This is a genomic window from Stenotrophomonas sp. JAI102 (assembly GCF_013409105.1).
Lineage (GTDB): Bacteria > Pseudomonadota > Gammaproteobacteria > Xanthomonadales > Xanthomonadaceae > Stenotrophomonas > Stenotrophomonas maltophilia_AA.
In genome coordinates, this window is the sequence record NZ_JACCCI010000003.1 from 16548 (window position 1) to 40521 (window position 23974).

The following is a 23974-nucleotide window of genomic DNA, read 5'->3' on the forward strand; positions in this document are numbered from 1 at the left end:
TGCATGGCGTGGATGTCCATGCGCGTGGCGTGGATGCACGGTAGTGCCGGCCGCTGGCCGGCTCCACGTAACGTTCAAGGAATGCGAAGAGCCGGCCAGCGGCCGGCACTACCGCTGATCGCCAGGGCAGGCACTACCGCTGATCGCTGCGGTAGGTACCGACCGTTGGTCGGTACCCACCCCATCAGAAGCCCAGCTCCGCGCCCGGCAGCAGCGGCTGCAGCTGCGCGCGGAACAGGTCCTTGATGCGCTCCAGCGCGGCCTCGTCATCGGCCTCGAAACGCAGCACCAGGACCGGAGTGGTGTTCGACGCCCGCACCAGGCCCCAGCCGTCGGGGAAGTCGGCACGCAGGCCGTCGATGGTGGACAGGCGCGCGCCGGCGAACGGCGAGTCCTCCACCTGCACCGACGACACGAACAACGACACCAGGGCATGCGGCGTACCCGCGTCGACCGGCACCTTCAGCTCCGGGGTGGACACGCTGTCGGGCAACTCGTCGAGCACCTCCGACGGCGTCTCCTCGCGCTGGGCCAGGATCTCCAGCAGGCGCGCGGCGGCGTACAGGCCGTCGTCGAAACCGAACCAGCGTTCCTTGAAGAAGAAGTGCCCGCTCATCTCACCCGCCAGCTCGGCGTCGGTCTCGCGCATCTTCGCCTTCATCAGCGAATGGCCGGTCTTCCACATCAGCGGGCTGCCGCCGTTGCGCAGCACGTAGTCGGACAGCTTGCCACTGCACTTCACGTCGTAGATCACCAGCGCGCCCGGGTTGCGCATCAGCACGTCGGCGGCGAACAGCATCAACAGACGATCCGCGTAGATGATCTTGCCTTCGCGGGTGACCACGCCGAGGCGGTCGCCGTCGCCATCGAAAGCCAGGCCGAGATCCGCATCGAAGCGCTTCACGGTCTGGATCAGGTCTTCGAGATTGTCCGGATCGCTCGGGTCCGGATGGTGGTTGGGGAAGGTGCCGTCCACATCGCAGTACAGCGGAATCACTTCGGCACCGATCGCCTCCAGCAGCGGCTGGGCGAGCTCACCGGCCACGCCGTTGCCTGCATCGGCGACCACCTTGAGCGGGCGGTCCAGCTGCACGTCATCGGCAATGCGCTGGATGTAATCGGCGTTGACCTCGCGGGTCTGGAAGCTGCCCGGCTCGGACGCCACGTGCAACTGGCCATCGCGGATCCGGTGGTACAGCTCGGTGATCGCATCGCCGGACAGCGTTTCGCCACCGACCACGATCTTGAAGCCGTTGTAGTCGGGCGGGTTGTGACTGCCGGTCACCGCCACGCAACTGCCCGCGCGCAGGTGGTAACTGGCGAAGTACACCACGGGTGTCGGCGCCAGGCCGATATCGGTGACGTTGCAACCGGCGCGGCGCAGGCCTTCGATCAGCCCGGCGGTGAGCTCGGGGCCGGAGAGACGGCCATCGCGGCCGACCACGATGTCGCGCAGGCCCTGGACCTGCAGCACCGAGCCGATCGCCTGGCCGATCAGGGCGGCGACCTTCGGGGTGAGCTCGCGGCCGACCACGCCGCGGATGTCGTACGCGCGGAAGATGCCGGCGGCGACCTCCTCGCCCGGGACGGAGGGCGGTGGCGCCGCTGCGTCGTCAACGCGCTCGACGGCGGCCGCCGCCAGCGGGACCTGGGCCAGGCTTTCGCTCAGGGTCGGGCCGGCGTCGGTGGCACTCTCGGCGGCACCGCGGCGGCGCGGCAGGGGCACCTTGCCCTTGCCCAGCACCAGCAGCACGGCGATCAGCAGCAGCAACACAGCGACGATCGCACTGGGAATCGCACCCAGTCCCAACGGGCCCGGATCGATATCCGGCACGGCGGCGGACAGACGCAGCCCACTGCGCCCGATCGGACGCGCCAGCGCTTCGGCGCCGCCGGACAGCTCACGGCTGCCCTGTTCGACGACGTTGTGGCTGCCCTGGCGCAGGGCGAGGTAACCGTCGCCCGGCACGGCGACCTGGTCGAACACGCCGGTCAGGCGCAGCAGTGGCTGGCGGATATAGACGACGGCCGGGCCCTGCGGGCCGAGATCGACCGCCGCTGCCAGGCCGAGACGTTGACCGCCTGCATCACGCACTACGCGGGCGACCGACGCGTCATCGGCGATGGCCGCTTCGAGCAGCGCCAGGCGCGAGTAACCGAAGGCCTTCGGATCGGCGTAGGCCGCATCCAGATCGGCGGTGAGGATCTGGACGTCCTCCACGCCCGGCCAGCCTTCGCGGATGGCGACGGCGGCAGCCTGCGCGTTGCCGCTGGCCAGCGCGCTGGCAACGCGCTCGGTCTTGAGCAGCGTGGCCATTTTACCGAGCTGCCCGGTCAGCGCCGTCTGCAGGCCCTCGACCACACGGTCGCGCGACTGCTCAAGCTCGGCACCCACGGCGGCCTGGCGCCATTGGCGCACACCGCTCCACCCGAACCAGACCGCCAACAGCACCAGCAGCACGGCCAACAGCGGCACCGAGCGCCCTGTCGTCCACTGCGGCCGTCCTTCCGCCTTCGCCTTGCTCATGACGCTCCCCTGTCAGCGCACCCCGGTATGGCCGAATCCACCCGTTCCCCTGGCGCTGTCGCTGAAAGTATCCACTACCTGAAGCGCGACGCGTGCAATCGGCAGCACCACCAGCTGGGCGATGCGATCGCCGGGCTGCAGGGTGAAGGGTTCGCGGCCGCGGTTCCAGGCGCTGATCAGCAGCGGACCCTGGTAATCGGCGTCGATCAGGCCGGTGCCGTTGCCCAGCACGATGCCGTGGCGATGGCCCAGGCCGGAGCGCGGCAGCACCACGGCGGCCAGGGTCGGGTCGGCGATATGGATCGCGATGCCGCTCGGAATCAGCGCGGTGTCACCGGGCTGCAGGGTGAGCTCGGTCTCCAGCGCGGCGCGTAGATCCAGCCCGGCGCTGTGCTCGGTGGCGTAGGCCGGCAGCGGCCATTCGTCGCCGAAACGCGGGTCCAGCAGCTTGACCTGCAGCGGCTGCAGGGAGGAATCGATGGTCATGCGTGCAACCTCTGGGCAATCAGGGACAACAGTTGTTCGGCCAGCACGGCCTTGGAGGTGCCGGGGAACACCTGTTCGCCGCCCTGCCAGTAGGCCGTGGCCGCGTTTTCATCGCTCTCGAAACCGCCGGTGCTGATCCCGACCTGGTTGGCGATCACCAGGTCCAGGCGCTTGTCCACCAGCTTGCCGCGCGCGTATTTCTCCACGTCGTGGGTCTCGGCAGCGAAACCGACCACCAGCTTGAGCGCGTTGGTCTGCGCGGCGACCTCGGCCAGGATGTCCGGGGTACGCACCAGTTCCAGGGTCAGGCTCTGGGTACCGGCGGTCTTCTTGAGCTTCTGCGGGGCGATCTGGCGCGGGGTGTAATCGGACACCGCGGCCGCACCGATATAGATGTCGGCCGGCAGCGCACCCAGCACCGCTTCGCGCATCTGCGCGGCCGAACGCACGTCGACGCGCTGCACGCCGGCCGGCGTGGCCAGCTGGACCGGACCGCTGACCAGCACCACCTGCGCGCCCAGGCGGGCGGCGGCGGCGGCCAGCGCGTAGCCCATCTTGCCGCTGCTGCGGTTGCCGACGTAGCGCACCGGATCGATGTCTTCATAGGTGGGGCCGGCGCTGATCAGCACGCGCAGGCCCTTCAGTTCGCTGGCGGCCGGCGGCTCGGCGGCCGCCGATGCACGCAGCCCGGCCAGCGCGGCCACGATCGCGTGCGGTTCGGTGAGCCGGCCCGGGCCGGACTCGCCTTCGGCCAACGGACCGTCTTCCGGCCCGATCACCTGGGCACCACGCTCGCGCAGCAGGCCGATGTTGGCCTGGGTGGCCGGGTGCAGCCACATGCGGTGGTTCATCGCCGGGCACACGGTCAGCGGCGCGGTGGTGGCCAGGCACAGGGTGGTGACGAGGTCATCGGCGTGGCCGTGGGCCAGGCGCGCGAGCAGATCGGCGGTGGCGGGCGCGACCACGATGCGGTCGGCCCAGCGGGCCAGCTCGATGTGGCCCATCGCCTGCTCGGCCGCGCTGTCCCACAGGGTGGTGCGGGTCGGCTGGCCGGACAGCGCCTGGAAGCTCAGCGGGGTGACGAACTGCTGGGCCCCGGCGGTCATCGCGACCTGCACCTGGGCCCCGGCATCGCGCAGGCGGCGCACCAGTTCCAGCGACTTGTAGGCAGCGATCCCGCCACCAACGCACAACAACAGCTTCTGGCCTTCCAACGGGCGCGCGGCCGCCGGAGAAGCCTGGGGGGAGTCAGCCACCTTGGGTGTTCCTGTCGAACCGAGGCGATTAGCTTACCCGATGGTCCGTAAACCGCCTGATGCGTCAGCGGCATAAGCAGGCAGGTTTTCGTCATAAGGAATCGCCGGACGTGGCACGTTGCCCTGCATTTACCGACACGATGGCGCCCGGTTCACCGATGGTGGATCCGCCGCCGCCCACAGACACTGGAGCCATGTCGATCCGAGACTGGCCCAGCACCGAGCGTCCCCGCGAAAAACTGCTGGCCCAAGGCGCCGGCGCCCTGTCCGATGCCGAACTACTGGCGATTTTCCTCGGCTCAGGCCTGCGCGGTCGGGATGCGGTCGAAACCGCCCGCGCTCTGTTGCAGTCCCACGGCCCCCTGCGCAACCTGCTCGACCTGCCGGCCAGCGCGCTGGCGGCCCTGCCCGGCCTTGGGCCGGCCCGCAGCTGCAAGCTGGTGGCCGGGCTGGAACTCGCGCATCGGCACCTGGCTGCCGAGCTGGCCCGGGGCGAAAGCCTGCGCGACCCCGCCGCCGCAGGCCGCTACTTCAAGCAGCGGCTGCGGGCGCGGCCCAACGAGGTGTTCGCCGCGCTGTTCCTGGACAACCAGCACCGCACGCTGGCCTGCGAGGAGCTGTTCAGCGGAACCGTGGATGCGGCGGCGGTCTACCCGCGTGAGGTGGTCCGCCGCGCCCTGCTGCACAACGCCGCGGCGGTGATCGTCAGCCATAACCATCCCTCGGGCAGCGCCGAGCCCTCTCTGGAGGACCGCCGGATCACCACGCTGCTACAGCAGGCCTTGGCGCTGGTGGATATCCGGCTGCTCGACCATGTCGTGATCGGCGACGGGGCCCCGGTATCGATGGCCGCGCGCGGTTGGATGGGCACCGGAACGGCCTGATCCGGCGCGGGAAACGACGCCGCTCGGCCCCGGTTCAATGGATCGGGCTGGCTTCTGGGCTAAAATTACCGATTCCGCCGCTCCAGTCCCAAAGCAGGCCTTGTGAAAAATCTCCTCCGCGCCCTGATCAGCCAAGGCATCGAAGCCTTGCGCGCCAACGGCACTCTGCCGGCCGATACCCTGACCCCGGAATTCGTGGTCGAACGCCCGAAGACCCGTGAGCACGGCGATTTCGCCACCAACGCCGCGATGCTGCTGGCCAAGCCGGCGCGCAGCAACCCGCGCGCCCTGGCCCAGGCGCTGCTCGATGCGCTGCCCAAGAGCGATGACGTGGCCCGCGTCGAGATCGCCGGCCCCGGCTTCATCAATTTCCACCTCGCCCCCAGCGCCTACCAGCGCGAAGCGGCCGGCGTGCTCAAGGAAGGCGCCGATTACGGCCACAACCTGAGCGGCAACGGCCGCACCGTGGGCGTGGAATACGTGTCGGCCAACCCGACCGGTCCGCTGCATGTCGGCCACGGCCGCGCGGCGGCGATCGGTGACTGCCTGGCGCGCCTGCTGGAAGTGAACGGCTGGAACGCCAAGCGCGAGTTCTACTACAACGACGCCGGCGTGCAGATCGAGAACCTGGCGCTGTCCACCCAGGCGCGTGCGAAGGGCCTCAAGCCCGACGACGCCGGCTGGCCGGAAGCGGGCTACCGCGGCGATTACATCCAGGACGTGGCCAACGCCTACCTGGCCGGCGCCACGGTGGAACTGGAAGGCCACTCGGTGGTCGGCGAGCGCGACCCGGACAACCTCGATGCGATCCGTCGCTTCGCGGTGGCCTACCTGCGCAATGAGCAGAACCAGGACCTGGCCGCGTTCGGCGTGGATTTCGACATCTACTTCCTGGAAAGCTCGCTGTACAAGGATGGCAAGGTCGAAGAGACCGTCGCCCAGCTCAACGCGGCCGGCCATACGTATGAGGAAGGCGGCGCGCTGTGGCTGCGCTCGACCGACTTCGGTGACGACAAGGACCGCGTGATGCGCAAGTCCGACGGCACCTACACCTACTTCCTGCCGGACGTGGCCTACCACCTCTCCAAGTGGCAGCGCGGCTACGAGCGCGCGATCACCGAGCTGGGCGCGGACCACCACGGTTCGCTGGCGCGCGTGCGTGCCGGCCTGCAGGCGCTGGACGTCGGCATCCCGAAGGGCTGGCCGGAATACGTGCTGCACCAGATGGTGACGGTGATGCGCGGTGGCGAGGAAGTGAAGCTCTCCAAGCGTGCCGGCAGCTACCTGACCCTGCGCGACCTGATCGAAGAAGCCGGCCGTGATGCCACCCGCTGGTTCCTGATCGCGCGCAAGCCCGATTCGCAGCTGACCTTCGATATCGATCTGGCCCGCCAGCAGAGCAACGACAATCCGGTGTTCTACGTGCAGTACGCGCATGCCCGCGTCTGCAGCCTGCTGCGCCAGGCGCAGGAAAAGGGCCTGAGCTACACGCCGGCTGCGGGTCTGGCCGGTCTGTCCTCGCTGGGCGATGACGCCTCGCTGTGGCTGATGGTGGAAATGTCGCGCTTCCCGGAAGTCGTCGAAGCGGCCGGCCTCGCGCTGGAACCGCACCTGATCGCGCAGTATCTGCGTGAATTGGCGCACGCCTTCCACACGTGGTATCACGGCACGCAGGTACTGGTGGCCGACGAAAGCGAACGCAACGCCAAGCTGACGCTGGCCTGCGCCGCGCGCCAGGTCCTGGCCAATGGTCTGAACATCCTGGGCGTTTCCGCCCCGGAAAAAATGTAAGCAGTGGAGAAGCAGTAAATGGCAGCACGACGCGGCAAGAGCCAGGCACGGCGCAACAGCAACCAGGGCACCCCGGGATGGGTGTGGCTGGTCGCGGGTGTGGCGATTGCGGCCGTGGTGTTCCTGGCGGCACCGAACCTGTTCAAGAACGAGGGTGATGGCTTCCTGCGGGTCGGCCCGCAGCCGGACCCGAACGCCCAGCCGGCCCCGGTGAGCGACGCCGAGACCGACGTCGGCACCGAGCTGCCCAAGCCGGGCGCCGCCACGCCCGCCGAAGCGGCCAAGCCGGCGGCGACGCAGTACGACTTCTACACCCTGCTGCCCGGCAAGGAAGTGGAAATGTCCGATGCCGAGCTGGCGGCCAGCGCACGCGCCGAAGATCAGCGCCGTGCCAAGGCGGAAGCGCAGCGCGCGCAGGCGGCGCTGGAAGGCCGCCCGTTGCCGCCCGCACCGGCGCCGACCAGTACCGCGGCGACCACGTCGGCGGCACCGGTGAGCACGGCCCCGCTGCCCGCCCCGGTGGCGGAGCGCCCGGCGGCGACCACGGCTGCGGCGGCAACGCCGGCGCAGACGGCGGCCGCTAACCCGGCTGCACAGAAGCCGACGGCAGCTGCGGCGGCAACGCCTGCTGCTGCGGTGGCTGCGCCAGCGGCCAGTAACGTGCGTTACATCCTGCAGGCCGGTGCGTTTGGTGCGTCTGGCGATGCCGAGGCGACCAAGGCCAAGCTGGCGATGATCGGCCTGGCGGCGCGCGTGGAATCGGCGCAGATCAACGGCAAGACCGTGTACCGCGTGCGCATGGGGCCGTATGGCAGCGCGGGCGAGCTGGCCGAAGCCAAGCAGAAGCTGGATGGGACGGGGCTTCAGGCGATGGCTATCAAGGCGCAGTAAGACTGCTGGTCGGCGCTATTTGAGCCATGAAAAAGCCCCGCGATGCGGGGCTTTTTCTTGCCGGCCAGCGGCCGGCACTACCGGGAGACTGCCGCCCCGCAACCGGGACTGCCGACCAACGGTCGGCAGCTACCGGGGCCTGCGATCAGTCGCGCGCGACCTGGAAGCCGGCAAACGACTGGCTGACCGGCATTACTTCGAGGCGATTGATGTTCAGGTGTGCCGGCAGCGAGGCGACCCAGAAAATCTGCTCGGCGATGTCCTCGGCGGTCATCGGGTTGGCGCCGGTGTAGAGCTTGTCCGAAGCGGCCTGGTCGCCATGGGTGCGGACCACGGTGAACTCTGTTTCTGCCATGCCCGGCTCGATCGTGGTCACGCGCACGCCGCTGCCGTGCAGGTCCGAGCGCAGGCCGAGCGAGAACTGGCTGACGAAGGCCTTGGTGCCGCCATAGGCGTTGCCGCCCGGGTACGGGTACACGCCGGCGACCGAGCTGATGTTGATGACCGCGCCCTTGCGCGCGACCAGCTGCGGCAACAGGCGATGGGTCAGCGTCACCAGGGCGGTGACGTTGGTGTCGATCATGGTGCGCCAGTCTTCCAGCGAGGCGCTCTGGGCCGGGGCGGTGCCCTGGGCCAGGCCGGCATTGTTGACCAGCAGGTCGATGTCGGCGAACCCGGCCGGCAGGGCGGCCAGGGCCGCTTCCATCGCCACGCTGTCGCGCACGTCGAACACCGCGGCATGCACGCGCTCGGGACCGTAGGCATCGACCAGCGGCTGCAGGCGCTCGGCCCGGCGCCCGGTGGCAATCACGCGCCAGCCGGCCTGTGCGAAACGGTGGACGGCGGCGGCGCCAAAGCCGGAGGTGGCGCCGGTAATCAGAGCGGTACGGGTCATCGAGGTACTCCGTGAAGATCCCGGCCATTTTCGCACCGATGCCCGCCCGGTGCAGCGCCGGGCGCTGCTCCGCTGCCTGCCGCTCAGGGTCGTCGCGTCAGCGGATGCGGAACACGCGCGCCTTGGGCAGGTCCTCATCCACCTGCAGGAACCAGCGGCCGGCGATGCCCGGCACCACGACGATCTCGGGGTTGCTGCGGGCGGTCTTGAGCGTCATCCCGCCCTTGAGCACCTGCCACTGCTGGCCGTTGTCGAGGGTGAACACGGTGCCGGGGGCCCAGCCGTCCACCTGGCCGGTGACCTTGGCGTGGATCGGGCCATCGTCCAGCCCGGGGAACATCGGGGCCGGTGTTGGCAGGCCCGGGCCTGCGGCCGGCGCCGCCGCGACGGCCACCGGTGCCGGGGCGTCGGCCTCGGCCTGGCGCAGCAGGCGGTTCAGCGTCTGCAACTGGCCCGGGGTCAGCCCGACCTCGGCCAGCGCCTGCGGATCCAGCCGCTGTTCCAGCGCCACATACGGGGCCTGCGCCCCTGCCTGGCCCGCCAGCAACATGCCCACACACCCGAGTATCTGCCACCTGCGCATTGCCTGCTCCACTGCCTGTCGATGCCTGATCGCGGCACTGTGCTTCACTTTCATGGCAGCCAGATGACAGCGACCACCGGTCGCAGCCGGCCGCGCGCCCGGCACGGGGTAAAATGGCCGCCAGCCGCGCAGCCGCGCCGGCGGTATTGGACGTCTCATGATCAACAACGATGTACTGCGCAGCATCCGCTACATGCTCGACCTCAGCGACGGCATGATCGCCGACACCTGTGCCCTGGCCGATCCGGCCTTCGTGGTCGACAAGGCCGATGTGGCCGGCTGGCTGCGCAAGGAAGACGAAGAAGGCTTCGTGCCCTGCGACGACCGCACCCTGGCGCATTTCCTGGATGGCCTGATCGTGCATTTCCGCGGCCGCGACGAGAGCCAGCCGGTCCGCCCGGTGGAAAAGCGCATCACCAACAACCTGGTGCTGAAGAAGCTGCGCGTCGCCTTCCAGCTGAAGGACGTCGACATGCACGAAGTGTTCGACGCTGCCGGTTTCTCGGTCTCCAAGCCGGAACTGTCCGCGCTGTTCCGCCAGCCGGACCACAAGAACTACCGCGCCTGCGGTGACCAGATGCTGCGCAATTTCCTCAAGGGCCTGACCCTGCGCGTGCGCGCCGCCTGAGGGCGGTGTTGGTGCGTGGCGCCGGTGTCGGGGCCACGTGCTGCAGCAGTTCCTCCATGAAGGCCCGCGCCGCCGGCGTGGGCAGGTTCGACCAGACCGCATGCACGCGCCGGGTCGGTGCACCCTGGATCGCCACACAGGCAACGCCGCTGAAACCGGCGGCGATCGCCTGCGGCACGATGCCAACCGCCAGGCCCTGCTGCACGAAGCGCTCGACCAGCGCCATGTGATTGATCTCGAACGGCACCCGATGGGGCAGTCCGGCGGCGGCGAAGGCCTCGTCGGTCTGCCGGCGGGCCCCACTCCCCTGCGGGAAATCCACCAGCGGCAGCTCGGCCAGCGTCGCCAGCGAGAGCCGCTTGCGCGTCGCCAAGGGATGCTCTGGCGGCAACACCGCGACCATCGATTCCTCGGCCAGCAATCGATGCTGGGCGCCTTCGATCGGCGTGCCCGGCGATAAGCCCACCAGCGCCACATCCAGCCGCCGCTCGCGCACATCGGCCATCAACACCTCGCTCTTGTCCATGCGCAGGCGGAACGCGACCTGCGGATAGAGCCGATGGAACGTCGCCAGGCAGGCGACCAGATCCACGGCGGTCAACGAGGTGATCTGGCCGATGTGCAGGATGCCGCGCACCTGGCCACCGACGGCGGCAACGTCATCGCGCAGATGCCGCAGCGAGGCGAGCACCTGGCGTGCGTGCGTCAAGAGTGCTTCACCGGCGGGCGTTACCCTGACCTGACGCGGCAGGCGCTCGAACAGCGTGGCCTGCAGTTCGTCCTCGAGATGGGCGATCTGGTGGCTCAGCGCCGACTGCACGACGTGGCAGCGCTGCGCGGCACGGGTGAAGTTGCCCTCCTCGGCCAGCGCGACCGCGAACTCGAGCTGCTTCAGGTTCATCGCGCCATCTCATTTTCAGATGCATCGGATGATAACTATTCATTTCCCTCATTTGTGGATCAGGCGGACACTGGCGCCCCTTCTTATCCGGAGCCCGTCATGACCCACGACGCGCCCTCGCCGCTCAGCCGCTGGCAGGTCCTGCTGATGGCCTTCGCCACCGGCGTGGCCGTGGCCAGCAACTATTACGCGCAGCCGCTGCTGCACACCATCGCCGGGCAGTTCGGGGTGTCCTTCGCGCGTGCCGGCACGGTGGTGACCGTCGCCCAGCTGAGCTATGCCGCCGGCCTCATCCTGCTGGTGCCGCTGGGCGATCTGTTCGAGCGCCGTCGGCTGATCGTGGTGATGTCACTGTTGTCGGCCTCCGGCCTGGTGCTGAGCGCGCTCAGCCATCAGTTCGTGTGGCTGCTGGTGGGCACCGCGCTGACCGGCCTGTTCTCGGTGGTGGCGCAGGTGCTGGTGCCATTCGCGGCGACGCTGGCGCGGCCGGAGGAGCGCGGCCAGGTGGTTGGCACGGTGATGAGCGGCCTGCTGCTCGGCATTCTGCTGGCACGCACCGTCGCTGGGGCGCTGTCCTCGCTGGGCGATTGGCGCAAGGTGTACTGGATCGCTGCGGCCGCGCTGGTGCTGACCACCGGCATGCTCTATCGGCATCTGCCGCGCTTCCATCAGACCGCCGGGCTGGGCTATCTGCAGCTGCTGCGCTCGATCGGCACCCTGTTCGCGCAGGAGCCGGTGTTCCGCCTGCGTACCGTACTGGGCGCGCTGAGCTTTGCGATGTTCGCGATCTTCTGGACGCCGCTGGCGTTCCTGCTGGCGGCCGAGCCCTATGGCTACAGCGATGCGACGATCGGCCTGTTCGGGCTGGTCGGTGCGGCCGGCACGCTGGCCGCGGGCGTGGCCGGGCGCATGGCCGACCGTGGCAAGGCCGCATTGGCCACCACCGTGGCGCTGGTGCTGCTGGCCGCATCGTGGCTGCCGCTGGGCTTTTCCACGCACTCGTTGATCGCGCTGGTGCTGGGCGTGATCGTGCTCGACCTGGCCGCGCAGCTGCTGCACGTGAGCAACCAGAACGTGGTGTATGCGCTGCGCCCGGAGGCCCGCAACCGGCTCAGTGCCGGCTACATGACCGGCTACTTCATCGGTGGCTCGCTGGGCTCACTGGTCTCGGCGCAGGTCTTTGATCGCTTCGGCTGGACCGGTGTATGCGTCACCGGTGCCTGCGTTGCGGTGGTGGCGATGGGCATCTGGGCGATGTCGCAGGTAAAGCGGCGGGCGTAGCGCCCGCGCACTTCAGAAACTCGTCTGCACCGCGACCTCGAGGCGCGATCCCGCGTTGCCCGGGAACAGCCGCTTGGCGGCACCGTCGGTGTCATGCCCGGTCACCCGCAGCTCCCACGCACCGTGCACACGCCACACCACGCTGAGCTGGCCGTGCAGGTAGTCATCGGCCTGCGCGCTGTCCAGCCAGTAGTGGCCCACCGCCCCTTCGATACGCCACTGCTCGCCCAGCGGCAGGCGCGCACCGAGCTGGGCGTAGGTGCCGCCATGGCCACCGGCCAGCGCGTTGTCGGAGACGCCGACCTGCAGCCAGGCGCGCTGCCGCCAGGTGACGGTGCCGTTGAGCTCGGTCCAGTCCAGATCGACCGTGGCGGACGGATAGACGTAGCGGGTCAGATTGACGTCCACGCTCCAGTCCGGCGTCACCGCCCCGCTCCAGCCGGCGACAAGATCAAACTCGCTGCGCGCGCCGTTGTCCGGCCGGAACGAGACACCCGAGCCCCACGCCGAGGCATACCAGCCGCTGCCCGCGCTCAGCTTCACGCCCGCCTGCACGGCCGGATCGCCGTCGCTCTGCGAGCTGCCGCGCCAGACGTAGTCCGAGGTCAGCGTCGCATTGCCTTCCACCGCGGCCGCGGCCGCACCGCTCATGACCAGCCCCACCAGCACCACGCCGCAGCGCAGGCGCTGTTTCGAATAGTTACCCACCACGTGTCCCGCTCCAGATGACGGCCGCGCCGTCGAGAGCGACAGTGTCCTCAGGACCGGCGTAAAGCCGCCATGGCGTGGCCACCCGATCGGCGCAACGTTTCTGTAAATCCTGCGTCAGGGTGGTGCCCGGGGGTGCGCGGTATCATGGCCGCTCTGACCTGTTGCGAGTAATGGCGTGGACGCGATCCTGACCCCGGTATCGATTGGCGAACTGATCGACAAGATCACCATCCTGGAAATCAAGGCCGAACGCATTGTCGATGCCGGCAAGAACGCCAACGTCCGCAAGGAACTCGATGGGCTGTGGCCGCTGTGGCAGCAGCAGGTGGGCGCGCAGCCCGGGCTGGAGGCGCTGAAGACGCAGCTCAAGGCGATCAACGAGCGCATGTGGGAGATCCAGGACCAGCTGCGCGACAAGGAAGCAGCGCAGGTCTTCGACGATGCCTTCATCCAGCTGGCCCGCGGCGTCTATGGCACCAATGGCGAGCGGGTCAAAGTGAAGAACGAGATCAACCGCATCGCCGGCTCGCAGCTGGTCGAAGAGAAGCAGTACCAGGGCGAGTGATTCCGCCGCGTTACACCGGGCTCAGTGCCCGGTCGCGGCCCTGAAGCGCTCGCGGTCCTGCTGGGTCCGCCGGCGGATTTCGGCCAGCGCTTCATTCTCGGTGGCTTCCAGCATCGATTCGAACAGCCGCTGGAAGTGGTTGCGCATGGCCAGCCGCGCCGCTGCCGGGTCGCGCTGGCGCAGGGCATCGAGAATCCGGGTGTGTTCTTCGTCGCGGGTGTCGTCGTCGTTGTGGCAGACGTTGGCGTAGACCTGCTTGACCCGCGGCAGCTCGTTGCGCATCCGCCAGATCAGCTGCACGCAGTGCTCCACCACCGGGTTGCCGGCGATCCGTGCGATCGAGAGGTGGAACTGGCGGTCGGCCTCGCTGGCCGCCGCTTCACCCGAGTTGGGATCGACCATGGCCGCGATCAGGCCGGCCAGGTCCTCCAGTTCGGCATCGGTGATGCGGCTGGCGGCCATCGCCGCGGCCTCGGCCTCGATCACCGCGCGTGCGGCGGTCAGGTCGAACGCCGAGACGTCGGGCAGTGCGCCCGGCGCCTGCGACGGCTTGGCCTTCACGTACACGCCGGAGCCGGTCTTGATGGTGATCAGGCCCTGCGCTTCCAGCGCGATTTCCGCCTCCCGCACCGTCACCCGGCTCACGCCCAGGCGTTCGGCCAGGTCGCGTTCGCCCGGCAGGCGCGAGCCCGGCGGGAATTCGCCCTTCTCGATCAGCGCGACGATTTCGGCGGCAATGGACTGGTACAGACGGGGTTCGGACATCATCAAAGGCCTGCTGACAGGTGGCTGGGGACCGACACGCGACCGCGCCTTCAGAGAGCGGCGCGGTCGGAAAAACCGCGCCACTGACCTCAGAAGCGGTAGCGCACCCCCAGATAATACCGCCGCCCGTACGTGGTGTACTCGCGGAAGCTGCCGAGGATGGGCATATCCGACACCCGCGGCTCATCGGTGAGGTTGCTGGCCGACAGCGACAGCGACAGGTGCTTGTTCACCTTGTAGGTGGCGCGGAAGTCCAGCGAGCCATTGTCCCGCACATAACGGTTCTGCGACGGGTCGCCGACAAACTGCTGGTAATAGTCGGAGCGGTACTTGTAGATCGCCTGCAGGTCGAGCTTGCCCAAGCCCCAGTACACCTGCGCCGAAGCCACATGCTTGGACAGGCCGAAGATGTTGGCCGGCTCGACGATGCCCGGGGTCACCACGCCGGTGGTGGGGTCGGTGGACTCGCCCAGGCGCAGGTCTTCGGTCTTGAAGTTGGAATCGGCGTAGTTGTAGCTGGCCTTCACGCCCAGCCCGGAGAAGATGCCCGGCAGGTAGGAGAAGCTGTGCGAGGCGGTGAACTCGACGCCGAACAGATCGCTCTTCTGGTCGCTGGTGGCCAGCTGCTCCACCGGCACGGTCACGCTCTGGCCGTCGATATCGAAGGATTCGTTGACGATCACCGGCATCGAGCCGCCGTTGAACTGCTTGTAGTAGAGCGCACCGGACAGCAGGGTGTCTTCGTTGGCATACCACTCCAGCGAGAGGTCGCCGTTCCACGACATCAACGGCTTGGCGCGCGGGTTGCCGGTGGCGGTGATGCTGCGCAGTGCATCGCCGACGCTGTTGAACTCGGTATCCACCTCACCCAGGTTGAAGGTGCGGCCGAAGCCTTCGGCGGCCAGGTCCGGGCGCGACATCGCCCGATAGGCACCGACGCGCAGCAGCAGGTCCGGGCGCAGCTCGAAGGCGGCATTGAAGCTGGGCAGCCATTCGGTGTTGCTGGACTTGAGCACCTGCGAGGTGAAATCGCCGGTGGGTTCCAGGGTCACGGTGCCGTCGGGATTGTTGATCACATCCAGGCCGCTGCGCAGGCCGACCGAACGCACCTCGGTGCGCACACCACGCACGCCGATGTTGCCGGTCACCGGCAGGCCGAACCATTCGGCGCTGTAGTCGCCCATCAGGTAGAGCGCGCTGGTCTTCTCGGTGACATCGTTGTTGGCCGGGTTGCGCAGGTCCGCGCTGAGGCCGGTGTCGTCCACGCCGGTGAAGGCCTTGAACAGGCAGCGGCTGTCGAAGCTGGCCCACTGGTCGATGGTGTTGCCGCTGGCGTTGTCCAGGAAATCGTCCTGCGGGAACGCCTGGCGGCAGGCCAGGTTGGCAGCGCGGATCGCGGCGACATTGGTGGTGGTGACATCCACGGTGTCGGTGTAATCGGTGTAGGTGGCTTCGGACCGGCGCAGGCCGCCCTTGATCGCGGTGAAGAAGCCGCTTTCCGGGGTGAACGTGGCATCGAAGCGGCCCGCGCGGATGGTGTGCTCGCGGTTCTGCTGGCGACGACGCACCAGCGCCGAATCGGTGAAGTTGTCCGGATTGTTCACATCGAACGCCGGATCCAGAGAGATGCTCGGCACATCGCCGCTGTAGTCGTAGGTGTAATCGACGTAGCGCGTGTTCTTGATACCGCCGACCGGCTGGCCGTTGACGTCGGTGCGACCGGCGCGCAGGCGGGTGCTGCGTTCGATCTGGTCACGCAGGGTGTTGGAGTAGGACAGATCGGTGGACAGCGTCCACGCCGGGCTCGGCCGGAAGATCACGTTGAGCCCGCCACCGGTGTATTCCTCCTGGCGCTCCAGGAAGTTGCCGGTGGAATCGACCGTGGTGCTGCCGGTGTGGTGCAGCAGCGCGCCATCGTCGGTGACCACGCGGTTGTTGAGGTTGCGCATCATCGAGGACAGCGACAGATCCGAGCGGTCCTCGGTGTAGTCGCGCTTGGAGTGCTGGTAATCCAGGTTCACTTCCACCGTATCGCTGGGCCGCCACTGGAGCGCGGCGAACTGCGAATCGCGCTTGTCGTGCTCGATGAACTGGCGGTAGATGCGGCTGCTGGGCACCAGGTAGTACGGCACGCCGTTGGCCACGTCCTTGCCGTTGACCTGGGTGCAGTTGCGCGTCGCGCCGACCACTTCACGGCCATCGCATGCGACCCAGGTGGAGCTGCTGGAGAACATTTCTTCCGGGTTGCTGCCTTCCAGCGCCTGCACGCCGATGGAGACACCGAGCTTGCCGGCGTTGCCCATGTCGAACTGGTCGATGTAGCTGGCGGTACCGCGCCAGCCCACGCCGTCCTTGTCCTTGAGCCGATCGTCGTACTCCTGCCAGGTGCCGCGGCCGTCGAGCTGGAACGTGCGTTTGCCATATTCGAGCGGCTTGACCGTCTCCATGTTGATCGTGCCGGCCACGCCGCCTTCGACGAAGTCGGCGCGCTGGGTCTTGTAGATCGCCACGGTGTTGATCAGTTCGGACGGGAACTGGTTGAAGTTCACCGAACGGTCGCCGCTGCCATTGGTGGCCTCGCGACCGTTGAAGGTGGACGAGCCGAGGAACGGCCCAAGGCCACGGATCGAGATTTCCGATGCACCGCCCTTCTCGCGATGGGTGGACGCACCGGTGATGGTTTCGATCGCTTCACCGATCGACAGGGCCGGCAGATCGCCGATGTCGTCGGCCGCCAGCACATCGGAGACCACGGTCTCCTCGCGCTTCTTGTCGATCGAGGTCTGGATGGTGCCGCGGATGCCGGTCACCTGGACCTGGTCCAGCGTGGTGGCTTCGGCCGGCGGCGTGGCCGGGGCATCGGCGTCCTGTGCGTGGGCCAGCGGCAGGGCCGCAGTGGCACACAGGGCATAGAACAGCGCGCTGTGCAGCGCGGTGTGGCGGAGGCCTCGTGGCGAGGCCGTACGGCGGTCATGCAACATCGTGATCTCCCTCCCAGGATGGATCGTCCGATTACACGGATTCGATCCGGAAGATTCACGACTGATGGACCAATGTCAATGAATTGGTACTAAAGTCTACCCCGCATCACCGCCCAGACCACTTTGCATGGATTTAATGTGCGGACGCAGCAGAAAAATGCGCAGATCGCATACCACATGCACCTAAAGTGGTATGCGATTGTGGTTGACGTGCACGTCCGGCAACCTGTTAGGATCGTGGCTCGCGTTGGTCGCTACGGTTCATCTGGGAGGGTAGCCCGTGACTTTGCAACACCCGCACGCGCCGCTGGCGCTGCGCCCCATGGCCAAGGCCCTGCTGGTGAGCCTGTCGCTGGCGACGTTCCCTGCCCTGGCGGCCGATCATCTGGTGCGCGATGCCGCGGCATACGCCACCGCGGTACGCGCCCTCGCCCCCGGCGATACGGTGGTCCTGGCGGATGGCGTCTGGCGCGACGTCGATCTGCTTTTCCAGGGTACCGGCAAAATTGGTCAACCAATTAAGTTGACGGCGCAGACCCCCGGCAACGTGATTCTCAGCGGCCAGTCCCAGCTGCGGTTGGCCGGCGCGCATCTGGAGGTCTCCAACCTTGTATTCCGCGATGGCTGGGCACCCGGCGGTGAAGTGATCTCCTTCCGGCGGTCGTCCAGCGAGTGGGCCGACCACAGCCGGGTCACCGGGGTCGTGATCGACCGCTACAACAAGCCGGACCGCCAGCAGTCCGATCACTGGGTGGCGCTCTACGGCCAGCACAACCGCTTCGACCACAACCAGCTGGTGGGCAAGACCAATGCCGGCACCACCCTGGTGGTGGTGCGCAACGCCACCAGCGGCCTGGACAACCAGCACCGCATCGACCACAACTGGTTCGGCCCGCGCCCCAACCTGGGCGCCAACGGCGGCGAGACCATGCGCATCGGCACCAGCCACGATTCGCAGTCCGATTCGCGCACCGTGGTGGAGAACAACTGGTTCGAGCAGTGCGATGGCGAGGTCGAGATCGTCTCCAACAAGTCCGGTGGCAACACGTACCGCGGCAACGTCTTCCAGGACTCGCGCGGCTCACTGGTGCTGCGCCACGGCCATGGCAATCTGGTCGAGCGCAATGTGTTCCTCGGCCATGGCAAGGCGCATACCGGCGGGGTGCGCGTGATCAACCGCAACCAGACCGTGCGCGACAACTACTTCGAAGGCATCGCCGGCGACAACTTCGCCGCGGCCTTGAGCGTGATGGCCGGTACGCACAACGCACCCTTGAACCGCTACGAGCAGATCGACCATGCGGTGATCGAACGCAACAGCTTCATCCAGGTCGGCACCCTGCTGCTGGGCGCGGGGCTGGATGAGGAGCGCAATGCGATGCCGGTGAACAGCCGCATCGCCGGCAACCTGTTCATCGGCGACGGGAAACGCGATCTGCTGCGCACGCAGGGTGACCTATCCGGCATCACCTTCGCCGGCAACGTGCAGAGCCCTGCCGTGTCAGCCGGCTTCCCCGGCGGTGTCCGCGGCCAGTCCCTGACCCTTCAGCGCGCGGCCAACGGCCTTCTGTACCCCACCACTGCGGTCGATGCCGGCGCCCCGCGCGACCTCGCCCCGATCGCGCGCGACCAGGTCGGCGTGGACTGGTACCCCAAGACCCTGCCGGCCACCGCACTGGATAGTGGCGCCGTGCGCCAGGTCGCACCGGGCGAGGACACGTTGACCGCCGCCGTGGCCGCCAGCGCGCCGGGCGACCGGCTACAACTGCAGCGCGGCCGCTATACCGTGAGCCAGGTGCTGGCGGTGGACCATCCGCTCAGCGTGCTCGGCCCCGCGCGCGGCCAAGCCAGCGTGCAGTTCTCGCGGCCGAGCCTGTTCGAGATCGGCGCGGGCGGTTCGCTGCGCCTGGCGCGGCTGGACATCGACGGCGCGCTCGCACCGGACGCCGCCGGCAACGCAGTGATCCGCGTCCCGCCCGGCAGCCAGGCCTTCAACTACACGCTGCTTGTCGAAGACAGCCGCGTACACGGGCTGACCGCCAACAAGGCCTTCGACGTGATCGCCACCGGCAAGGGCAGCCTGGCCGCGCGGATCGCGCTGTCGAACGTCACGGTGGAGGACATCAGCGGCAGCGTGATCGCCGCAGCCGCCGAGACCGATGACCTCGGCACCTACAACGCCGAGCAGGTCGATCTGCTGGACTCCCGCTTCCGCCGCATCGGCGGACCGGTGTTGAACCTGTATCGCGGCGGCACCGACGAAAGCACCTTTGGCCCGGCGCTGCAGGTGCGCGGCAACCAGTTCGAGCAGGTGGGCGTGGCAGATGACACCAGCCTGCGCCTGCATGGCGTGCAGTTCGCCAGCATCCGCGACAACCGCTTCGACCGCAGCGGCCGCATCCGTTTCAGCCATCGCGTCGGGGAACCCACCCTGCGCATGGGCGACAACCCGCTGACGGCCACCGCGCCGTTGCTGTCCGATACCCCTGTTGAGGCCCTGCCATGAATCACGCCCCGCCCCTGATGCTGCTGCTCGCCGCCACGCTTGGCGGCGCCGCATTGCCCGCGGCGCAGGCCGCCCCCGCCGCCCGGCAGGCGCCCGCCGACGCGGCCACCGCACCGGTGCTGGTCACCGCCTCGCAGTGGACGCAGATGCGGGCCGAGGGCGCGCGCTCGCCGCTGTTCGCCAAGGAACAGCAGCGGGCCGAGCAGCGCGTGCGCGCGATGATGACGGCCGGTATCGACGTGCCGGTGCCCAAGGACAAGGGCGGTGGCTACACCCACGAACAGCACAAGCGCAATTACCAGGCCATCCAGGCCGCCGGCGCGCTGTACCGCCTGACCGGCGACAAGGCGTATGCCACCTTCGCCCGCGACCTGCTGCTTGGCTACGCCAAGCTCTACCCGGGCCTGGACGCGCACCCGCAGGGCCGCGGCCAGATCCCCGGCCGGCTGTTCTGGCAGACCCTCAACGATTCGGTCTGGCTGGTCAGCGCCGCGCAGGGTTACGACGCGATCCGCGACACGCTCAGTGCCGCCGACCGCGACACCATCGACACGCATGTGTTCCGCGCGATGGCCGATTTCCTGTCCGGCACGCCGGAGAATTTCGACAAGATCCACAACCACGCCACCTGGGCTGTCGCTGCCGTGGGCATGACCGGCTACGTCCTGCGCGATACCGGCTACGTCGACAAAGCCCTGCAGGGCAGCAAACGCGATGGCAGCGCCGGCTTCCTGAAACAGGTCGATCAGCTGTTCTCGCCGGACGGGTATTACGAAGAAGGCCCGTACTACCAGCGGTATGCGCTGGCGCCGTTCATCCTGTTCGCCAACGCCATCGAGCGCAACGAACCGCAGCGCGGCATCTTCAAGCGCCGCGACGGCGTGCTGCTCAAAGCCGTGGATGCGCTGGTGCAGAGCAGCTACGGCGGCTACTTCTTCCCGATCAACGACGCCATCCTCGACAAAGGCCTGGACACCGAGGAACTGGTGGCCGGCATCGATATCGCGTACGCGCAGACCGGCGATGCCCGCCTGCTCTCCGTGGCCCAGACTCAGAAGCGCGTGCTGCTCTCGCCGGAGGGCCTGCAGGTGGCCCAGGCGCTGGCCGGGAACAAGGCCAAGCCATTCGCCTTCGTCCCCACCCTGCTGCGTGACGGCCCGGACGGCACCGAAGGCGCGCTGGCGATCCTGCGCATGGGTGGCGAAAACGGCCAGGCGCTGGTGATGAAGAACACCAAGCAGGGCATGGGCCACGGCCACTTCGACAAGCTCAACTGGTTGTTCTACGACAACGGCCAGCGCGTGGTCACCGACTACGGCGCCGCGCGCTTCCTCAACATCGAGGCGAAGGCCGGTGGCATCTACCTGCCGGAGAACAGCAGCTGGGCCCGGCAGACCATCGCGCACAACACGCTGGTGGTGAACGAGCAGAGCCACTTCGGTGGCGACTGGAAGAAGGGCCAGCCACTGGCACCGACCCCGCTGCTGTTCGCGGTCAGCGACGACACCCAGATCGCTTCGGCGCGGATGGAGGGGGCCTATGACGGCGTCAGCTTCACCCGCACCCAGGCGCTGCTCTCGCATCCTGCGCTGGGCGAGCCGGTGGTGCTGGATCTGCTGCGCGTCACCGGCACCAAGGCCGCGCGCTATGACCTGCCGCTGCACTTCAATGGGCACATCATGGACGTGGGCTTCAAGAGCCAGTCCGCGGTTGCCGCGCGTCCGGTGCTGGGCAAGGCCAACGGCTACCAGCATGTCTGGATCGATGCGGCCAGCGAGCCGACCCGCGAGGCGCGCAGCCTGACCTGGCTGCTCGACGGCCGCTTTTACACGTACCGCTTCGCCAGCACTGCACCCTCGCGCGCGTTGATCGGCGAGAGCGGTGCGAACGATCCGTCGTTCAACCTGCGCCGCGAGCCGATGCTGCTGCAGCGCGTGGATGGCCAGGCCGCCACCACGTTCTACGGCGTGCTCGAACCGCACGGCCAGTACGACGGCACCGCCGAAACCGTGCGCGGCGCCAACAGCCGCATCGACCGTCTCACCCACTACCGCGGCAAGGATGCGGACGTGCTGGTGCTCGACCTGGCTGGTGGCAAGCGCCTGGCGCTGGGCATCGCCGATGACCCGGCCAAGGGTGGGGCGCATGAAGTCAGCGGCGGCGGACACAGCTGGCGCTGGGACGGCGGCTGGAAGCGCTTCGATACCAGCACTGGCAAGGACGGCAAATGAAAGTCACCACGCAGGCCCGCACCTATGTCCGTTGGCTGATCGTGGCGCTGATCGCCGTAGCCACGGTGATCAACTACATCGACCGCAACGCCCTGGCGGTGATGTGGCCGCAGATTTCGCAGGATGTCGGCGCGACCAAGGAGGACTACGCGCTGCTGGTCACGGTGTTCATGCTGTTCTACGCCGCCGGCCAGTTCGTGTTCGGGCGCCTGTTCGACATCATCGGCACGCGGCTGGGCTTCGCGCTGTCGATCGCGGTGTGGTCGATCTCGATCGCCCTGCACTCGGTCACCCATTCCATCCTGTCCTTCAGCATCGTGCGCGCCATGCTCGGGATCAGCGAGGCCGGTGCGTGGCCGGGCGCGGTCAAGGCCAATGCCGAGTGGTTCCCGGCGCGTGAGCGTGCGCTGGCGCAGGGCGTGTTCAACGCCGGCGCCTCGATCGGCGCCATCATCTCCGCGCCGCTGATCGCCGTGCTGTTCCTGTGGCTGGGCTGGCGCGGCACGTTCATCCTGATCGGTGCGATCGGTTTCGTCTGGCTGCTGCCGTGGCTGATCATCTACCGCGCCGGACCGGACAAGCACCCGTGGGTGAGCGCGGCCGAGCGTGCGTTGATTGTGGATGCGCCGGCCGAGCAGCCTGCGGTGCCGGTCGCCGAGTACGTACCGAACGTCCGCCAGCTGCTGGGCCACCGCCAGACCTGGGGCATCCTGATCTCGCGTTTCTTCCTGGACCCGATCTGGTGGCTGTTCGTGTCGTGGCTGCCGATCTATCTGGCCGACACCTTTGGATTCGACATCAAGCAGATCGGCATCTTCGCCTGGGTGCCCTACGTCGGCGCGATGATCGGCAGCCTCGGTGGCGGCTGGTTGTCCGGCCGCCTGATCGGCGCCGGCTGGAGCGTGGACAAGGCGCGCAAGGTCGTGATCACCCTGGGCGGCGCGATCATGGCGCCGGCGCTGATCGGCGCGGTGCTGGCCACCGATCCGGTCTGGGCGGTCGTCACCATCGCCTTCGTGCTGCTCGGCTTCCAGATCGCCATCGGCAACATCCAGACCCTGCCCGGCGACATCTTCAGTGGCAAGTCGGTTGGTTCGGTCGCCGGCCTGGGTGGCATGGCCGCGGTGGCCGGCACGCTGATCACCACCTGGCTGGTGCCGGCGATGACCCACGAATCCTACGCACCGATTTTCATCCTGGTGGCGGCCCTGGTGCCGGCCTCCCTGCTGGCGCTGTGGCTGGTCACCGGTCGCGTGGAAAAAATCCACGGCCCGGTCGAGCGCCGCTGAGTCCCCTTCATCCCTTTCCCCCAACGCATCACAGGAGTGTTTCATGACCCAATTCAAGGACAAGGTGGCGATCGTCACCGGTGGCGGCCGTGACATCGGCCGCGAGATCTCGCTCAAGCTGGCTGCGGCCGGTGCCAAGGTCTGCATCAACTACGCCAACGACGAAGCCAGCGCGCAGGAGACCCTCAAGCAGGTCGAAGCCGCCGGCGGCACGGCGATCGTGCATCGCGCCGATGTCACCGATGCCAAGGCGGTGACGGCGATGGTCGCCGCGACCCAGGCCGCGTTCGGCCCGCAGATCGATGTACTGGTGAACGTGGCCGGTGGCATGGTCCAGCGCCGTCCGCTGGCCGAGATCGACGAGGCGTTCTTCCACAAGGTGATGGACCTCAACATGAGTTCGGTCTACCTGACCACGCATGCGGTGGTACCGCACATGCCCGAAGGCGGCGCGATCGTGAACTTCGCTTCGCAGGCCGGCCGCGATGGCGGTGGCCCGGGCGCGGCGATCTACGCCACCGCCAAGGCCGCGGTGATGACCTTCACCCGTGCCATGGCGAAGGAGCTGGGCCCGCGCGGCATCCGCGTCAACGCGTTGTGCTGCGGCATGATCGCCACCCGCTTCCATGACGAGTTCACCAAGCCGGAAGTGCGCACCGCGGTGGCCGGCAACACACCGCTGCGCCGCCAAGGGCGTCCGCAGGAAGCCGCCGATACCGCCGTGTACCTCGCGTCGGATGCGGCCGGTTTCATCACCGGTGCCAACGTCGACGTCAACGGCGGCACCTATTTCTCCTGATTGA

The 23974-nt window shown here is 68.0% G+C and carries 19 protein-coding genes; 10 read left to right on the top strand and 9 right to left on the bottom strand.

All coding sequences use genetic code 11. From position 1 onward, the window contains the following. Nucleotides 1-184: 184 nt before the first annotated feature. The 3 genes from HDC96_RS13315 to coaBC are packed head-to-tail and all read right to left on the bottom strand — an operon-like array spanning nt 185 to nt 4269. On the bottom strand, nt 185-2527 hold the full coding sequence (locus tag HDC96_RS13315) for a phosphomannomutase/phosphoglucomutase (RefSeq protein WP_179460427.1): 2343 nt from the start codon (nt 2525-2527) through the stop codon (nt 185-187). A gap of 12 nt (nt 2528-2539) precedes the next feature. Further along, entirely contained in the window at nt 2540-3013 is a 474-nt protein-coding gene (gene dut / locus HDC96_RS13320) for a dUTP diphosphatase (protein WP_179460428.1), read from the bottom strand. Continuing rightward, nucleotides 3010-4269, bottom strand: a complete 1260-nt coding sequence (coaBC, locus tag HDC96_RS13325) for a bifunctional phosphopantothenoylcysteine decarboxylase/phosphopantothenate--cysteine ligase CoaBC (RefSeq protein WP_179460429.1) — start codon at nt 4267-4269, stop codon at nt 3010-3012. The genes dut and coaBC overlap by 4 nt, the downstream gene beginning before the upstream one ends. A 194-nt stretch (nt 4270-4463) precedes the next feature. Here coaBC and radC point away from each other — a divergent pair, with 194 nt between their 5' ends. The 3 genes from radC to HDC96_RS13340 all read left to right on the top strand — a co-directional run bounded on the left by radC (nt 4464) and on the right by HDC96_RS13340 (nt 7835). Beyond that, nucleotides 4464-5153 carry a DNA repair protein RadC gene (radC, locus tag HDC96_RS13330; protein ID WP_179460430.1) on the top strand — a complete coding sequence of 230 codons (690 nt, stop codon included), beginning with the start codon at nt 4464-4466 and terminating at the stop codon, nt 5151-5153. A 102-nt stretch (nt 5154-5255) separates the two neighbouring features. Beyond that, on the top strand, nt 5256-6944 hold the full coding sequence (gene argS / locus HDC96_RS13335) for an arginine--tRNA ligase (RefSeq protein WP_176990952.1): 1689 nt from the start codon (nt 5256-5258) through the stop codon (nt 6942-6944). An 18-nt stretch (nt 6945-6962) separates the two neighbouring features. Further along, nucleotides 6963-7835 (top strand): SPOR domain-containing protein, encoded by an 873-nt coding sequence (locus HDC96_RS13340; protein WP_179460431.1) that lies wholly within the window; start codon nt 6963-6965, stop codon nt 7833-7835. Between the two features lie 145 nt (nt 7836-7980). On the opposite strand, the gene HDC96_RS13345 is transcribed toward HDC96_RS13340, so the two are convergent. Then, a complete protein-coding gene (locus HDC96_RS13345; RefSeq protein ID WP_179460432.1) occupies nt 7981-8730 on the bottom strand; it encodes an SDR family NAD(P)-dependent oxidoreductase in 750 nt (249 codons plus the stop codon). A gap of 97 nt (nt 8731-8827) precedes the next feature. Further along, a complete protein-coding gene (locus HDC96_RS13350) occupies nt 8828-9280 on the bottom strand; it encodes a hypothetical protein (RefSeq protein WP_179460433.1) in 453 nt (150 codons plus the stop codon). Between the two features lie 190 nt (nt 9281-9470). Here HDC96_RS13350 and HDC96_RS13355 point away from each other — a divergent pair, with 190 nt between their 5' ends. Continuing rightward, complete coding sequence (locus tag HDC96_RS13355) at nt 9471-9941, top strand: DUF1456 family protein (protein ID WP_176990948.1); 471 nt, start codon at nt 9471-9473, stop codon at nt 9939-9941. Here HDC96_RS13355 and HDC96_RS13360 read toward each other — a convergent pair. Continuing rightward, a complete protein-coding gene (locus tag HDC96_RS13360) occupies nt 9907-10842 on the bottom strand; it encodes a LysR family transcriptional regulator (RefSeq protein ID WP_179460434.1) in 936 nt (311 codons plus the stop codon). The two genes, HDC96_RS13355 and HDC96_RS13360, sit on opposite strands and share 35 nt — an antisense overlap. 99 nt (nt 10843-10941) lie before the next feature. Here HDC96_RS13360 and HDC96_RS13365 point away from each other — a divergent pair, with 99 nt between their 5' ends. Beyond that, nucleotides 10942-12123, top strand: a complete 1182-nt coding sequence (locus HDC96_RS13365; RefSeq protein WP_179460435.1) for an MFS transporter — start codon at nt 10942-10944, stop codon at nt 12121-12123. Between the two features lie 12 nt (nt 12124-12135). Here HDC96_RS13365 and HDC96_RS13370 read toward each other — a convergent pair whose 3' ends face one another. After that, entirely contained in the window at nt 12136-12774 is a 639-nt protein-coding gene (locus HDC96_RS13370; protein WP_179460700.1) for a TorF family putative porin, read from the bottom strand. A gap of 235 nt (nt 12775-13009) precedes the next feature. Between HDC96_RS13370 and HDC96_RS13375 the strand changes: the two genes are divergently transcribed. Then, nucleotides 13010-13399 carry a DUF6165 family protein gene (locus HDC96_RS13375; RefSeq protein WP_179460436.1) on the top strand — a complete coding sequence of 130 codons (390 nt, stop codon included), beginning with the start codon at nt 13010-13012 and terminating at the stop codon, nt 13397-13399. 21 nt (nt 13400-13420) lie between these two features. Here the strand turns inward: HDC96_RS13375 and HDC96_RS13380 are convergent, their stop codons facing one another. Together HDC96_RS13380 and HDC96_RS13385 are read right to left on the bottom strand one after the other, a co-directional pair. Next, nucleotides 13421-14164 carry a FadR/GntR family transcriptional regulator gene (locus tag HDC96_RS13380; RefSeq protein WP_179460437.1) on the bottom strand — a complete coding sequence of 248 codons (744 nt, stop codon included), beginning with the start codon at nt 14162-14164 and terminating at the stop codon, nt 13421-13423. Nucleotides 14165-14253: 89 nt separating this feature from the next. Continuing rightward, complete coding sequence (locus HDC96_RS13385; RefSeq protein ID WP_179460438.1) at nt 14254-17145, bottom strand: TonB-dependent receptor; 2892 nt, start codon at nt 17143-17145, stop codon at nt 14254-14256. Nucleotides 17146-17425: 280 nt separating this feature from the next. Between HDC96_RS13385 and HDC96_RS13390 the strand changes: the two genes are divergently transcribed. From HDC96_RS13390 to HDC96_RS13405, 4 genes are read left to right on the top strand one after another with little or no spacing between them, the layout of a single operon-like run. After that, nucleotides 17426-19651: a polysaccharide lyase 6 family protein gene (locus HDC96_RS13390; protein ID WP_343203017.1), complete on the top strand. Its 2226-nt coding sequence runs from the start codon at nt 17426-17428 to the stop codon at nt 19649-19651. Nucleotides 19652-19668: 17 nt separating this feature from the next. Beyond that, nucleotides 19669-21882, top strand: coding sequence for an oligoalginate lyase (locus HDC96_RS13395; protein WP_179460702.1), 2214 nt, complete (start codon nt 19669-19671; stop codon nt 21880-21882). Continuing rightward, nucleotides 21879-23171 (top strand): MFS transporter, encoded by a 1293-nt coding sequence (locus HDC96_RS13400; RefSeq protein WP_179460439.1) that lies wholly within the window; start codon nt 21879-21881, stop codon nt 23169-23171. Before HDC96_RS13395 ends, HDC96_RS13400 begins: the two co-directional genes overlap by 4 nt. A 43-nt stretch (nt 23172-23214) precedes the next feature. Further along, nucleotides 23215-23970 (top strand): glucose 1-dehydrogenase, encoded by a 756-nt coding sequence (locus HDC96_RS13405; protein ID WP_179460440.1) that lies wholly within the window; start codon nt 23215-23217, stop codon nt 23968-23970. Nucleotides 23971-23974: the final 4 nt, after the last annotated feature.